This window comes from Gardnerella sp. Marseille-Q9185 (assembly GCF_046508745.1).
Lineage (GTDB): Bacteria > Actinomycetota > Actinomycetes > Actinomycetales > Bifidobacteriaceae > Bifidobacterium > Bifidobacterium greenwoodii.
In genome coordinates, this window is sequence record NZ_JBKFWK010000001.1 from 591,835 (window position 1) to 607,975 (window position 16,141).

Genomic DNA, 16,141 nt, shown 5'->3' on the forward strand with positions numbered 1-16,141 from the left:
AAATCACTTCATCCTGCGCGCAAGCAAACAACATTGCATACTAGCGCGTCACACACTGCTTGCAATCTTACTCGTAGCATTACATGACGCGCTAGCGCAAGGAAGCGTTGTAGCGCTGCACTTTAAGCGTGCGGCGAGAAGAATCGAGACCGCCGAGCACCATGCGACGCAAAGCCTGATCCGCATCCTTATGCTCCTCAAGCCACTTTTCACCGCGCTCAACCAGTTCCTCAACCGGTGCATACACAGGATACAAGCCCTCAATCAGAGCCTCAGCCATATGGAATGTGCGATTCTTCCAAATCCACTCAACTTCAGCAAAGTAGCGCTCAACATAAGGCTTAACCAAATCGCCTTTAGATGTGCTTGCAAATCCAGCAACCACAGCGCCCATCTGCATATTAGTCAAATCAAGATTGCGCAAAGCCTGTTCAAAAGCCCAATCCTTAGCTTCTGCAGTTGAGCGAGCTGCACGAGCCTGATATGCATACTCACGATTCTCAGTCGTGTCGCGCTTTTGAAGTTCCGCGTCAATTCCAGCTTCGTCCAAAGCATTCACGCCTGCGAGCGCAATAAGAATGCTCCAACGCAAGTCGTTGTCGATTTCCAAGCCTTCCAAACTCACGGAACCGTCGAGCAATCCGTTAGCTACGCGCACAAACTCAGCATCTCCCACTTCGCCGTATCCAAGATAAGCCTTGAGCAACTGGAACTGTTCATCCGAACCTGCGTTAGCCGCTAAAGCCAACTGCCACAATTCGTGAGCAACATGCTTTGCAACTTCTGCTTGACGCTCTGGAACAACGTAGTGGCTTGCAGTTACCTTTACTTGGCCAAGTGCGTAGCGGAAAGTAGTTGATTCGCGCTCAGTTGCCAAAGCTTTAAGGCTGAGTTCCACAAAGCGTTCTGCTGGGAATTCTGCGTCTCGAGTCATATCCCACAATGCGAGCCAAATAAGCGAGCGAGTCAAAGAATCCTTGAAACGATACAAGTTTTCTGCAGCAAATTCAAGCGACTTTTCGTCAAAACGCAGCTTCGTGTAAGTTAAATCGTCGTCGTTTACAAGAATAAGCGCTGGCATTTTTTCGCCGCGCGCCTCAACAACTTCCGTCACTTCGCCGTCAACGTCAAGTTCGATTCGCTTTGTGCGCTTAATTTCGCCAGTTGCTTCATCTACATTGTAGAATCCAACAGCCAAACGGTGTGCACGAAGAACAGGATGCTCAGCTGGAGCGCTCTGACGCAAACGCAAGGAAGCAATAGTACCGTCAGCTTCTTCTACTTCGGTAGAAATCGTGTTAATTCCAGCCTTTTCAAGCCATTGCGCACTCCAAGACTTAAGATCGCGTCCGCTTGTAAGCTCTAACTCGTGCAACAAATCAGCCAGAGTTGCGTTGCTATAAGCGTGCTTGCTCAAGTAGTTGTGAATTCCTTCAAAGAACTTTTCGCGACCAACATACGCCACAAGTTGCTTCAATACGGAAGCGCCCTTTGCGTAGGTGATGCCGTCGAAGTTGACGGAAGTGTCGTTCAAATCGTTGATTGGAGCCACGATTGGGTGCGTTGTTGGAAGCTGATCTTGATTAAGCGCCCAGCTTTTTTCGCCGGAATTGAAAGTGCTCCAAGCGTCATGCCATTCCGTTGCTTCAGCAGTCGCAAGAGTAGAAGTGAATTCTGCGAAGGATTCGTTAAGCCACAAGTCGTTCCACCACTTCATGGTCACGTAGTCGCCGAACCACATGTGCGCAAGCTCGTGCAAAACGGTTACAACGCGGCGCTCAGCATACGCGTCCGTAACTTTGGATTCAAACACGTATTGGTCGCGAATCGTAACCATACCAATGTTTTCCATAGCTCCAGCGTTGTATTCTGGCACGTAAATCTGATCGTACTTTGCGTACGGATACGGCACTCCCCAAGTCTTAGCGTAGAAAGCAAAGCCCTTCTTTGTAATATCGAACAAGTAGTCAACGTCTTTTGCAAAAGCGTCTTTAAGTGCCTGACGGCAGTACATTGCCATTGGCACTACGCGGCCATCCTCATTGTTGTAAGACGTGTGCCATTCGGCGTAAGGTCCTGCGCAAATAGCAGTTAGGTAGGAGCTCATCTTTGGAGTTGACTCAAATACCCAGCGCTTCATGCCTTCTACAGCGCCATTTTCCAAAGTGCCATCTTCCGTCTTGCGTCCTTCAATCGCAGTTTCGCTTTTAACTGGCATATTGGAAGTCACAATCCAGCTTTCTGGAGCGTCCACGCTAAAATCAAAAACAGCCTTTAAATCTGGCTGATCAAACACAGCATAAACGCGGCGAGCATCCGGCACTTCGAACTGAGTATACAAATAAACGTTTCCGTCGGAAGGATCCACGCTTCTGTGCAAACCTTCGCCCGTGTTGGAATACTGGCAGTTTGCTACAACTTCTACAGTATTGTGTTCAAGAAGATTTTTAAGCTCAATTCGGCTGTCTGCAAAAACTTTAGAAACGTCAAGAGAAGTGCCGTTTAACACTACGGATTCTACGCTGTTTGCAATCAAATCAAGGAAGCTTGTGCTACCAGCTTTAGCGTCGAACTCAATCTTCGTGCGCGAAGTAAAATCACTGCCACCCTTTCCTAAATCAAGCGCAACATCGTAATGAATTGGCATTTTGATAGCGTCGAAACGCTCTTTAGCTTCTACACGAGTCAGATTTGCTCCTGGCATATATACCTTCCTTATATTTTTCTTATTTTTGATTATATTTACGATTATTTTCAGCTATTTACGAATAATTGCGAATATTTTCTTTATTTTTGATATTTTTGATTATATTTGATTATTTTCTGCAATATCCGCAACTACCGGCACAAGCATTGGCTTCCTGCGCAAAGCGCGAGCAACCCAACTACCCAAAGTGCGTCGCATAATCTGCTGCAACTTATAAGTATCGTGCTCACCGCGCATCATCGCATCCTGCAACTGCTCAACAATCTGGTGACGAACCTTCTCAAAATCAGCCTCGTCTTCAGCAACAGCGTTCAAGAAGATCTTCGGGCCAGAAACCACATTCGCATTGGCGGTATCAACCACAACAAAGCTTGAAACAAAGCCTTCCGTGCCCAAAATCCTGCGCTTTTCAAGCTCCTCGTCTGTAAGCTCACCCACAGAATCGCCATCAACATAAACGTATCCGCAAGGCACAGAGCCAACAACTGCAGCGTTTCCGTGGTACAAATCAACCACGTCACCATCTTCTGCCAAAACAACATTCTTTGGATCAACGCCAGTTTTTACAGCAATCAATCCGTTTGCAACCAAGTGACGATGCTCGCCGTGAATTGGCATAGCGCACTTTGGTTTCACAATGTTGTACAAGTACAGCAACTCGCCTTCGTTGCAGTGACCAGACACGTGAATTGCAGCGTTATCTTTGTTGATTACGCGCGCACCCAACTGCACAAGCTTGTTAATAACCTTATAAACTTCGTGCTCGTTTCCTGGAATAAGCGAGCTTGCAAGAATAACAGTGTCAAACTCATTAACAGTAATATCTCGGTGATTTCCATCCGCAATACGCCCAAGAGCTGCCATTGGCTCTCCTTGAGAACCGGTGCACATGTAAACAAGCTTGTCGTCTTGAACATCCTTGGCCTGCTTTAAATCCACAACCGTGTTTTCAGGAATATGCAAGTAACCAAGGTCTGCTGCAATAGACATATTGCGAACCATTGAGCGGCCAACAAACACAACTTTTCTGCCAAACTTGTGAGCTGCGTCAACCACTTGCTGCACGCGATGCACGTGGCTTGAGAAGCTGGCAACAATAATTTTGCGCGTAGCTTCAGCAAAAGCGCGATCCAAAGCCGGACCAATCGAAGTTTCAGGCTTCACAAATCCCGGAACTTCAGCGTTTGTGGAATCAGCCATAAGTAAATCTATGCCCTGCTCGCCTAAACGCCCGAACTCAACTAAATCAGTAATGCGATGGTCAAGAGGAAGCTGATCTAGCTTAATGTCGCCAGTATCTATCAAAGTTCCAGCAGGCGTTTTAACACAAACAGCAAGAGCATCCGGAATCGAATGCGTCACCGTAATAAACTCAAGATTAAACGGACCTACTTTCATCTTATCTCGGCCTTCAACGCGAGTAAGTTTCGGCTCAATATGATGCTCCTGGCACTTTGCTTCAACAAAAGCCAAAGTAAGCTTAGAGCCAATCAGCGGAATATCCGGTCGCATCTTAAGAAGATACGGCACGCCACCAATATGATCTTCGTGACCGTGCGTCAAAACTAAAGCTTCAACTTTATCAAGACGATCTTGAATATAGTGGAAATCAGGCAAAATCAAATCAACGCCAGGCTGCTCTTCTTCCGGAAACAGCACACCGCAATCAATAAGAAGTATGTGGCCGTTATATTCAATTACGTTCATATTTCGGCCGATTTCACCCAAACCGCCAAGAGGTACGATTCGCATTGAACCTTTGCGATATTTTGGTGGAGCAATAAGCGCTCCTTCACGCTGATCGTTCACTACAGGAGGCAGCGCATTTGCATTTCGACGCGAGGAATTACCCTTTTCTTTGCGGGTTTCTGTATTCTTTTTTAATTCAGTTGTCATATTCATCTCACTACATCTTGCGCTATTGCGCACTTCTTTCTAGTGTACCGTTAGGACTCAACTCAGCTTTTACTTCTAAATCGGCATAAACTACTCACACTTGCGCAGTTTTAGGTCGTTTAAGCACAACCACAATAAACCAACCAAACGCGGCTATAGGAATTGCAACCAGAGTAGACATCCACGGAACCATCATTCCGCCGTGCGAATCCCATGCGTCAATTGCAGTACCTGCCGCCATCGACCCAAGAGATGCTCCTACCGCAGAAGCTGTCGGCAGCCACGAAAGACCTTCCGTAAGCGATTCTTCAGGTACGGTTGCCTTCACAATAAGATTTCCAGTTGCGAAAATTGGCGATACGCAAAGTCCAGAAAGCACCTCAAAAACGCTCATAAGCATAAGCCTGTCAATATTCAAGTTCATAAGCACGTAACCAATAGTCAGCACCGTCAAAAATACAATAAGATGCGACCAGTTAGATCCGCGGAATTTGTGCGATCCGAAAATTATTGCGCCCACAAGAGATCCGCACGCAAAAAGTGCAAGCTGCATGCCAATAAAATGATCAAGACCTTGCGATTTCATTGCAGCCGTCACTGACACGTCAAACGCGCTAAAGCTCATGTTGAACACAACAAACATGAGTACAAGAGGAATAATTCCACGGTATAAAAGCACGTTTTTACCGCTCTTTTTTGCATGATGATTATGCAATTGTTTAAGACTGAATTTGTCAATAAACTTGCGCTTAGGATTTTGTTTTTGCGATTCTGATTCGGCTGCAGAGATTTCGCTTTCTTTTTGAGATGCAATCATAACGTCTACATCTTCGGCTGCAGCCGTTGGCACTTCCACGATTTTAAGCACTGCAGGCTGAGTATTTTTTAACGAAAAGAACCAGGCTCCACCCAGTCCGCTCGCTAAAACTGGCACAAATAATTGCGAAACTGGGTGCACGGAAGTAGCCAGCCATGCTGCCAAAATAGGGCCTAGAATAAACACAATTTCATCAATTCCAGACTCAAGCGCATACGCAACATTTAATAGAGAATCGTCATCTTCCGCGCGCAGAGTGTAAGCCCAACGAGTACGCACCAACGCTCCAAAAGCAAATTGCGTCACACCCATCGCAATCGCAAGAACAAAAAGCAGCGCTAGCGGAACTCTAAACAAGGCCGCAAACGCAAACGAAATCATTGCAATAACCTGTGCACTAAGCGCAATAACACCAACTTTTCGCTGACCAAATCTGTCAAAAAGTTTTGCATAAACTGGCGTTACTGCAGCCTGCGCAAGAACGTAGGATGCGGCCATTGCTCCAGCTACAGTCCAATTGTTATACAAATGGTTTAATGCCAAAACAATTCCCAAACCGATCATTGACATTGGTAAGCGCGCAATTGCCCCCGAAATACAAAACGCTTTAGCGCCGCTCAATGAAAAAAGTCTAGAATATTTAGAAATTATTGAGGATTTCTCCATGTCTTCTTTAGACTTTGCTTTTTCTTTAGACTTTGCTGCCGCTTTAAACGACATAAATTTTATTACTCCTTTTTAATTACCCAACTGTTACTTTTACATTCGCAAATAAACTCGCAAATAAACTTACGAATAAGCTTCTCGAAGTTACGTTTACGCTCTAGTTTGAGATCTAGCGGTTGCCATTTTTGCGCGCTTTGAACGAATCATTGGCTCACCAGAGTAAATGTACAAATCATCTACCAAAGATTTCATATTCTTCGCTTCTAGCATATGATCCTCGCGCTTCCAAGAAGCATCTTTTCTAAGACCGTGATAATCGTAAAAACTTACGTCACATGCCGAATCTGTGTGCAAATAGTAGCGATTTACACCATTATTTCTAAGCAAATGCATTGTATGCTTCCACAATCCGCCGCCAACACCGTGCCCTCGAGCATCTGGAGATACAAGGAAAAGCTCCAATTCTGCTTGAGTTAAATCATTAATATGCGATTTCGCTTCAAGTTTTGTTTCCAAAGCGCGCATGCCATGAGCTTCTTCTAAAGCGCGAGCGTAATTTTTGTCTGTCTTCGCTTTCATAAAAGAATCCTGCTCTAAAAGCATTTGACTTACTTCTGGGAACAAAACTGGAGCGTCGAAAACGCGTGCCAAAAGCAGACCCATAAACTTTCCGTCGAGTTGTGCAATAGTACCGTGAGTTGAAGGCTTCAAATAGTGCAACACACAGCGGCGAGAAAGGCTTAACGAAGCCTCTTTCCCAACTTGTTGCGAAATACCCCAAGTACGTTCGTATTCTTTTACGATTGCGTCAATATCGCTAAGTTTTACAGGACGGAACTCTACGTTCATAATTCTGATTCTTCCTTACTTCATACTCAAATCGATGTTGTGCGTATGCCCGCCCACACACACTGCACGAGGAATCTGCACGTTTTCGAAGTGATGCACGATGCGTTTCAATCGCGGCGCAAAATCTGGCACAGCAAACAAAAATTGCAGCAAATAAGTTGCGGCAAAATGATTGCAATAGCAACATTTATGCGTCATCATCATCGAGGGAAATTAACGTGCCAGAGTGTAACTCGGCAAGGATTTCATCTTTTGTTTTTGCTTCGGCATGAATTTCACGTTGTTTTTCATCCGATACGTTCACATAATAAAGGGTGGCATCGATAGCCTCGAGTGGAGAGTTCGTCATAAGCGAAAGAAGCAGACGATACCAATCAAGCTGACCGAGTTTTAACGCAATATCTTGCGGATCAGTTGGCTTACGACCAGTTTTCCAATCAACTATTGTATACAATTTGCTTGAATCTTCTGGATTCAAACCACCTGCAAAGATTGCATCAATTTTGCCATTAATAATTTGATCGCCTAATTCTGGCACGTGTGCAACAATCGGCTGCTCTGCTGCTATAGGTCGACGATAAGCCCATTTTGAAGTAGCTAAACGTTTTTCCCAGATTAGCAATTTGTGTTCAGCTGATTTTTCGGCTTGCGCAGTTTTTTCGATTTGCGCAGTTTTTTCGATTTGCGCAAGTTTTTCAGAAATATTTTCAACAACATCATCTTGAGTGGAATTTTTATTCAAGCAACCCGCATTTACAAACTGCTCCGCCCACGCATGGAATCTCGTACCCAAATCAGATGCAGGAGAAGCAGTCCGCGGAATAGGACGAATAATTGCCATCCACTCACTTCGCAAACGATTAGCTTCTTTCGCTTCGAAAGAGTTGTTATTTTCGTCAGCATTTTGATTAAATACTGCCCTGCGCTGCACAGCCGTAACATTTACATTTTCAACTTTTGAAAGCTGATCCGCCCTCTTTTTAAGCGCAACTGTATTGTGATACCAATCAATTTTCGGCATCAAATCTGCATCCTGCAACAAAGCTTCTGCCCTAGAAAGTAGTGAATTTTCGTCAAGCTTGTCACTTTCGCAAGCCTTGTCAATTGCACCAATCTCAGCAATTTCAGAATATTCAGCAGACTTATTAAGCGCATCTCGCACATATTCACTTGACGCACTCGGCCAAGCTAATGGCTGATTGTTGTTTTCGCTAGGAATTTCGCTAGGCTCACTAAATAATTCAGCAAACTGAGAAGCAGACTCGCCAATAGCATAACCAACTTCATCTAAATCAACTTTTACTTCGGCAACAGATCCGCAAGATTCTTGCATTTCTTTAAATACTTCATTCCAAAAAACAGAAGGCTTTTTTGAGCGCGAAGATGAAGTATTGGAAGCAGAACCAGAAGCAGAACCAGAAGCAGAACCAGCAGCGTTTGCTGCACCATCTTCACTATCTTCCCCATTAACATCCGCCGTCATAGCACTAGACTGACTGCACGTAAGCAAAGCCGCAAATTTCGCTCGCGTCAACGCCACATACATAAGATGCCTCTCATCAACGTGCAAAGCTCGTCCACGCTCCTCTACTTGCGAAAGAGGAAGAGTTCCTGTTTTCATTGCAGCATCGTAAATTTGACGCGCTTCTACAGGAATTGCTCCTTCTGGAACATCTTCACGCTCATAGAATTTTTCGGCTAAATCAAGCATTGCTTGCGCGCGAGAACCGTAGATTTCCGCATCGATTTTTTCAACGGTTTCCATATTTTTCAAGGATTCTTGCGGATTCATACTAACGCTCAAATCTGCATTGTGAGGAAATCGCGGCAAAATATCCGCATCGACTCTAATTGGCACAGGCACTTTTGATGCGATTTCAAGAGTTGCGTACGCGCTTTCAAAATACACGCCATCCTGCTTGGTTTGCTTTACGCGCAAACCATCTCCCTGACTACTTGGGAAAGCACCTTCGTTAAGCCCCACTATTGCAACAGCAGGCCATTCCAAACCCTTCGACTGGTGAATCGTCATCAAAACCACGTCTGCAGGCTCGTCAACTGAAGCAGGCTGATCGTCAATTTTGTCAATATTTTGGATCCAAGCAATAAATCCGCGCAAAGTAGGCTGCATAAAATCACTCATTTCTTGCAAATACGCGTCAGCAAGCGAAGAAATTGCGTCAAGCGTGCTGTGCATATCGTTAAGAAGCGTTGAATTACTTGAATTTTCATTCATAAGCGCACGCGAAACAGCCACATCAATATCAATATTTAACGCTTCAACAGCAGTACGAACAACATCATGCAAGCTTCCAGATTGAGCACGCTCCACAGCGTCAAGAACTTTGCCTGCGCGAAGAATTGCTGCATTTGCTTTACTACTCAGCTTATTTTTAAGATGATTAAGCGTGTCTTTCGTAGAATTTTTTGCAAATACAGTAGAATTAAAGACTTCAAGAAGAACATCCGCAATAAACACTCCGCCGTGAACACTATTAGTTTGAGCGCCTTTAGACTGCTGTTCGCGCACAAGCTTTGCCCAAGATGCGCGCGGAGCTTTAGAATCCACTAAACCTGCTTGAGCCAAAGCGTTGAAAACATACTCAACGTTTTCATCGGTTGCAGCATTAGCTAAAGCCTCTAAATCGTCAGTACTAAGCGCAAATCGAGGCGTGGCAAGAAGTCGCATTAGCGCGGAAGTATTCGTGTGATCTGCAACAGCAGAAAGAAGAGCAAGAACGTCTTTTACTTCCGGTTTTTCAAGAAGAGCGCAATAGCCAACAGTTAAAGTGCGCAAACCTGCTTTTTGCAAGGCTTCTTCATACATTGCAATATTGGTTTTGCTGCGAAATAGCACAGCGGCTCTCGCTTGTAAGCCAGAAGCTAGAATATTGTCGTTTTGCGCTAAAGCATTTTGTTTTACATATTTTACGAAGCGCACAACTGCTTCAATTTCTTGATATTGCGTAGGCATATTTAGCACGCTAACGCTGCCTTGCGGAGCATTTTCAAGATATTGAAGATTTTTGACTTCTACTTCCGAAGCCAACGAACTACTTTTGCGAAGAGACGGCATACGCAATGGTTTTGTAATAGCGTTTGCCGCCTGCAAAATAAGCTTAGAATTGCGACGCGTTTGAGTAAGAGAAAACTCGCTTGATTGGTCAATATTAAGCGCTTGCTGAAGTTTTCTAAAAGCACCCGAGCTTGCTCCTCTAAATGAGTAAATTGCTTGGAAAGGATCTCCAACTGCAGCAATATGTGTTTGCTGATTAACGAAAGAATCTCCAACTAAAGTATTCTCACAACTATCATTACTCTCACTACTCTTACCGATTGCTACGCTTGAGTTATGGAACAGCGTCGCAATCAGCATTGCCTGCGTTGTGGAAGTATCCTGATACTCGTCTAACAAAACTTGACTGTACTGCCTTCGATATTGCGCCGCAATAGAAGGAAAATGCGTTACCAAACGGTATGCAGCAATCGTAAAATCGCTAAATTGAGCCATATTTGCGCTACGTTTTGCAGAATCAAAAGATAGAACTAAGTCGAGCAAAGCAGCACGCTTTTTAGCGGCTTCAAATAATTTATTGCAAGAATCATAACACGTATTTTTTAGCGTAATATTTAAGTATTCAACGTATTCTTTTCCGTAATTTTCGCATTTTTTGAAATATTTTTCGTCTGATTCTGTTTTTGCGCGACGCAATTTAACAGCACTCGGCTTTTTGGCAACAATCTTAGTGGTTTCGGCTGAACTCAGCGCTTTTTGCAAATGTTCAATCCACGCGTTATTCCAATTTTGAATTTCTAAAACAGCTGAAGAAGTGCTGTCTAAAGACTCACCCCTACTATTTAGGCCAATCATCGAGCAGGAAATATCTGCGGCGAGCGCAAGAACGTCATCAACAAGAGCATCAAATTTGTACAATTTCACAATTTCCGGATGCTTATCAACATACTCGTTTACTAGAGGCTTAATTAGTTCGCGCGCACCAGCATCGCTAAGAGGCTGCGTATTGTGATCAAAACCAACTAGCAAACCATATTGGCGCACAATTGACTGAAAGAATGCGTCATAAGTCATTACTTCTGGCTTCAAAAATGCGTTTGAATATGACGCATTCACGCTGCTTTGTTTACCTACGTTCGCATGTTGACTTACAGCTTGCGCAACTCTTGCCAACAATTCCGACGCAGCTTTATTCGTAAATGTAAGTCCTAAAATGCTTTCTGGAGCAACACCGCGGTCAATAAGATCAATAACACGACGTGTCATAGTATAGGTTTTTCCGCTGCCAGCTCCAGCAACAATAATCATATTCTTGTTTGCGGGCGCTGTAATTGCTGCAGACTGTTCTGCACTATCCGTGTTTTTGCGAGGAGATTTTGCGCGAATGGCATCTTCGCGAAGAGCTTTTTCGTGCAAAGATTTGTTATTCATTTCATCAATCATGATTGACGCACCTCATATACGGTATCTATGCGGCCTGCGCAAGCTGGGCAGACTTGTTTTGCACGGCAATATTTCAAATGCTGCGAAGTTGGATGCGCAATAATTTGCTTAGATCGAACTGCAGCAGCCGCGTAGAAAACGCGCGAAATCATAGTAAGAGACCATTTTGCAGTTTCACTTAAACACCGGAATGACTGCCAGGCTTGCTCAGTTACACCTTTCGGGCATGTTTTCATAATTTCTTCCAACTGCGGGCAATCCAACAATCTTGCCATATTTTTGAATCCAGCTCGACTTTCAAGCGGCTTATTGTTCAAAGCGTCAGCAATGCAAAGAGGCGGTTGATACAAGTTTTCTGCAACGCTGTGGTCTTGAGCCGGGTAATCGTTGTCAACTACATGAAATAGCACACTTCTTGCAATTGTTGGCGCATTAGAGTCGGAAATAAGTGGATTTTCGTCTGCAAAAAGCAAAGCAAGCTGGTAGCAAACTAACTGCAAATCATTAAAAACTCCTGTTGAAGGAGGAACTTTTCCGGTTTTATAGTCAAGTAAGCGAATATTTTCTGAACCGTCCGCATTTTTTCGCTTTTCAAGTCGATCAATTCTGCCGTGAATATGCAATTGCAAATCTTCGCACGCACCATCCGGCCAACCGCCTACCAATGCTCCCATCAACTCGTAACAGTCGCGAACAGAAACGGTTTGCAGATTTGAAGCCTTAAAAGTATTGTTCAGCACGCGCGCAATGTCATCAAAACCAAAATGAGCGCTTGTTGGCATCTCACAGCAGGCTTCTAAAAGACTTCCAATGCTACTGTCTAAAGATTTTTCGCTTGGCGTAAGAGATTCAACAACGCCATCATCTGACTTTTTTGCGTCAAAATTATAAGTTTCCTGACTAAAAGATGTAACGAAATATTGTGCAATCGTATGAAGAGCACGACTTATATTAGATTGCCTAGAAAGCGCAGAATATCGCTCTTTTGCATCTCGAATATCGGCAAGTTCGGGAGCAATACTTTCGTAATACTCTTCCATGCGATTTGCAATTTCGTTTATGCGGCTCACTTGCGCAGAATACTGGGAATACTGGGAATCATCTACAGAAACTTCTTTAGATTCAACTTCCTTAACAGGCGATTCTTCAAGCACAGTGTCCATAAAATCGTAGTGCTTATTTTCACTAGCCCACCTTGCAGTTTCGTGAATTAACGTACCAAAATACGTTGCAGCACTTCCTGGCTGAGGACCTGCAAGTTGACGATTCAGTAATCCACACACCGGGCAAGCCCATAAACTGTCTACAGCAGAAGGAGACAAGCTCACCACAGTGCTGTTAGCTTTAGTAGAAATATTTTCTACAGAAGAATTTTCTACAGAAGAATTTTCTGTAATTTCGCTCATAAAATCCCATTGACTGCAATCAGCGCAATCAACTCCAGAGTCTCGCAATAATCGCAATGCTTTAGCAGCGTCTAAAACTCCGCTATTTTCATTCGCATTATCACAATTATTCTTACTGGCAGCATCTCGCACAAGTTTTGCACGCGCGGCACAAACCAATCCGCGAACATCCATATCTAAGCCTGCGAAAGGAATTTTAAAATCGGTAAAAGGCGTGCGTGAATTTTCGTTATTGTAGTAGCGTTCAGGCAAATAATAGTAAAGAAAATCGCTTGGAACAGCACTATCGCTGTACTGCGCGCTAATATACAAACTTTCAGTAGCACGAGTAATAGATAGCAAAAAGCTACGCTGCTCGCCAGCAAAAACAGAGGATTTATCGTTTGCTGCAAGAAGATTTGCAGATATAAATAGAGGCGATTTAGATAATTTATTAGTAGCATTCGCATTAAACTGCTGACTCATAGCTCGCTGCTTGGAATCCAACATAATACTTGCCAAACTTTCCGCGCCGAACATTGTGCTGCGAGAAGCAAGATTTGGCCACACACGCTGCTGCAAAGTTGGCATCCAAACAAGCGGCCAATGCTTTCCTGCAGCACCTGCAGGAGTTGTAAGCGTTACAGCATCTGGCACAGGAGCGACTCGAGCTAAAGAATCTGCCTCAATTTCCATGCCACGAACCTGCGCTATAAAATCGCTAATATCAGCTGGAAGTGCAGAATTTTCGTCGTCAAAATCTAATGAAACGCTGCTATTTTGCAAATCTGCTTCAAAACCGTAACTTTTCTCATCGCTGTACGAAGAAACGTAGTCAAAAAGACGCATTGCAGCATCTAGGCGATCGTTTGCCCTATAGCCTTCACGATTGTGCTGCAAAGCCGTGCGCTGCCAACGTTCAGCAACATTGCAAACATTCCACGCTTCACCAAGAGCATATTTAGCGTTGCGTAAATCTGGGCGAGAGGCAAATTTCAAAGCCAAAGTTTGCACATTTTTCCAGATTTTTACAAAGGCTGCAACATTAGGATTTCGAGGAGCCATATTTTGCAAAATACTTAGCACTGTTGAATCAGACTGCTGGGAATCAGTATTGCAATGTGCTACATCTGCAAAACAAAGAAGATAGCATGCCTCTAGCGAAAGAGCACTCATATCTTCGTTAATATCGTCATCTAAATTGATAACTAAATTAACATTAGAATCACCATTAGAGCTGTTATTAGAGGCGTTATTCAGATTACTCCTAAATTCATCCCACGAATCCTTAAGCTTTCTTAAAGGAATATTTTGATTGCTAAGCGAATTATTTTCGTCTTTTTGCTCATCTAAAACCGCAGACAGAGAAGCCAAAGATCGCATAAGCGACTCAACATTTTTAAGCTGCGAAGGAGTTTCAAACTCGCAATCACCATAAGAATGATTGTTATAGTCGCGAGTGACATAGTCGCGAGAGCTACGAACTATTGACGCAAGAGGACTTTCCATAATGCACTTAACGCGAGATTGCAGCCAAAATGCTATATTTTTTAAACTTTTGCCGCGCTGAATTTTATACGAAATGCAAGATACAAGATTCCCAGAAATGCAATGTTGAGCAAACTGAGCAAGCTCAATAAGCGCAAACAATCCTTGCACGAACGGCTCGTCCTTTAACGGTCGAGTTACTAGTGAATAACGCACTGGAACACCGTCCGCGCGAAGCTGCTCACCAAAAAGACGAACGGTGGAATTATCGTGCGCAATAAGCGCCATATCGCTCCACTTGCGATGATTTTTTACATGAGCGTGCTTCATTTGCCAAATAACAGAATCTAATTCTTCACGCTGTGAACGATAAAGTGCAGTATTTACTGTTCCATCTTCATCTAACCGTAAATATTTTTGCACATCTTGAGAATTCTGAAGATTTTGAGGTTGATTTTGAGCATTCTCTTGATTCTGCGCTTGAGGCTGATCTGTAAGCTGATCAGTAAGCTGATCTATAAGCTGATCCAACGGCTGCAATGGAAAAGCACCAACAAAAGCAGGCATTTTCCAAGGTCGATTTGGAAGCGCAACCGCAGTACTTAACTGCGAAGTCAAGGAAAGAGAAACGCGAGCAGCAAGCAAATCACGCATTGAAGGCGCTGAAATCTGATTTGAAGAAGAATCGGAAGTTAGCGCGGAAGAAACAGAAGAATCGGAAGAAATCGCATATTCCAGAGTTTGCTCAGCTGCATTAAACACACGCAAAGCAACCGAAATTGCATAATCCGGGTACGCTCCCCTAAATGTTTGAACGGACTCGTCCGGGTTGGCAATCAAAACCAAACGCGTCCCAAGATTAAGCAAAGTTTCCACAAAACTCAAGCCGGCAAGAGTAATATCTTGATAATCGTCAACAACAAGAAGAGCTGGGATTTCTGAAGAATTTATGTTAGACGCTTCACCAAGCAAGCGAGCAGCTTTTGAACCTTCAACCAAAAGCTCAGAAGCATCCAAACGGAACGACCCTTTATAAGTGTCTGCAAGCATTTTGCGATACTCAGATCTAAGCGCAAAAACAAGACGCCACTGCATGCTGCGACGGTCAGTCAGAAGAGAAGTTGGCAAAATATTTTCAGATTCTGCGGTAGATTTTGCAAAATCAAGAGAATCTAAAACAGACTGTTCGTCGGAAGAATCGTTAATTCCAAGCTCATCCAAACGCGCAAGCATATCTCTGAGCTGATGCATAAATGCGTTGCTAGTTTCAACACTACTATCTTCGTCGTTGCTGGTTTCAACGCTGCCGCCTGAGTCTTTAGAATTTAGCGAAGCATCAGAATCATTTCCAACGCCAGTTAAAGGCGAAACCCAAAGCGGAGTCCCAAAATAATCCTGAAAAAGCTGGCAAACATCGCAATCACCATTGTCTCCCCTAAAAACATGCTCAATATGCTCACGAACAACTTTGCGAAGAAGAGCATCCTGCTCAGCGCCATTAAGAAGCTTAGGATTAGGCTTATGCTGCAACTTACAATTGGCTGAAATAATACGAAAAGCAAGCGATTCCAACGTTCCAACCGGACGCGACTGCTCACTTACTCCAATAGAACGAATAATAATATTGTCAATACTTGCAGCCAAATTTCTGTTTTGCACTGCCATTGCTGTTATGTTATGAGGCCAGCGCTGGTATCCCGCAATTGTTGCACGCACAGCAAACTGTGTTTTTCCAGTATTTGGAGCGCCATAAACTAGCAGCGTACTGGTCAAATTCCCAGCACAATTGCGTAACGTGCCATCAAATAGCGCTTGTAATGCAGAATCCTCACACATACGCTCAATTCTACCAATTGGGCAATAGTGGCGCTCAA

General features: G+C 43.9%; 6 protein-coding genes. All 6 read right to left on the bottom strand.

Going from position 1 to position 16,141, the window contains the following annotated elements:
* Positions 1-91: 91 nt before the first annotated feature.
* On the bottom strand, positions 92-2,704 hold the full coding sequence (gene pepN, locus ACLD5M_RS02280) for an aminopeptidase N (protein ID WP_410314498.1): 2,613 nt from the start codon (positions 2,702-2,704) through the stop codon (positions 92-94).
* Positions 2,705-2,806: 102 nt separating this feature from the next.
* Positions 2,807-4,603 carry a ribonuclease J gene (locus ACLD5M_RS02285; RefSeq protein ID WP_004133687.1) on the bottom strand — a complete coding sequence of 599 codons (1,797 nt, stop codon included), beginning with the start codon at positions 4,601-4,603 and terminating at the stop codon, positions 2,807-2,809.
* A gap of 94 nt (positions 4,604-4,697) precedes the next feature.
* On the bottom strand, positions 4,698-6,086 hold the full coding sequence (locus ACLD5M_RS02290) for an MFS transporter (RefSeq protein WP_410314544.1): 1,389 nt from the start codon (positions 6,084-6,086) through the stop codon (positions 4,698-4,700).
* Positions 6,087-6,236: 150 nt separating this feature from the next.
* Positions 6,237-6,935: a GNAT family N-acetyltransferase gene (locus tag ACLD5M_RS02295; protein ID WP_410314499.1), complete on the bottom strand. Its 699-nt coding sequence runs from the start codon at positions 6,933-6,935 to the stop codon at positions 6,237-6,239.
* A 187-nt stretch (positions 6,936-7,122) separates the two neighbouring features.
* The gene (locus tag ACLD5M_RS02300) at positions 7,123-11,394 is read right to left on the bottom strand and encodes an ATP-dependent DNA helicase (protein ID WP_410314500.1); all 4,272 of its coding nucleotides are present in this window, start codon (positions 11,392-11,394) and stop codon (positions 7,123-7,125) included.
* Positions 11,391-16,103, bottom strand: coding sequence for a PD-(D/E)XK nuclease family protein (locus tag ACLD5M_RS02305; RefSeq protein WP_410314501.1), 4,713 nt, complete (start codon positions 16,101-16,103; stop codon positions 11,391-11,393). The genes ACLD5M_RS02300 and ACLD5M_RS02305 overlap by 4 nt, the downstream gene beginning before the upstream one ends.
* Positions 16,104-16,141 lie beyond the last annotated feature (38 nt).

Bases quoted from the DNA above. Each gene is read 5' to 3' on its own strand.
- ACLD5M_RS02295 (WP_410314499.1), bottom strand. From the start codon at position 6,935: ATGAACGTAGAGTTCCGTCCTGTAAAACTTAGCGATATTGACGCAATC.
- ACLD5M_RS02305 (WP_410314501.1), bottom strand. From the start codon at position 16,103: ATGTGTGAGGATTCTGCATTACAAGCGCTATTTGATGGCACGTTACGC.
- ACLD5M_RS02300 (WP_410314500.1), bottom strand. From the start codon at position 11,394: ATGATTGATGAAATGAATAACAAATCTTTGCACGAAAAAGCTCTTCGC.
- ACLD5M_RS02285 (WP_004133687.1), bottom strand. From the start codon at position 4,603: ATGACAACTGAATTAAAAAAGAATACAGAAACCCGCAAAGAAAAGGGT.
- ACLD5M_RS02290 (WP_410314544.1), bottom strand. From the start codon at position 6,086: ATGGAGAAATCCTCAATAATTTCTAAATATTCTAGACTTTTTTCATTG.
- pepN (WP_410314498.1), bottom strand. From the start codon at position 2,704: ATGCCAGGAGCAAATCTGACTCGTGTAGAAGCTAAAGAGCGTTTCGAC.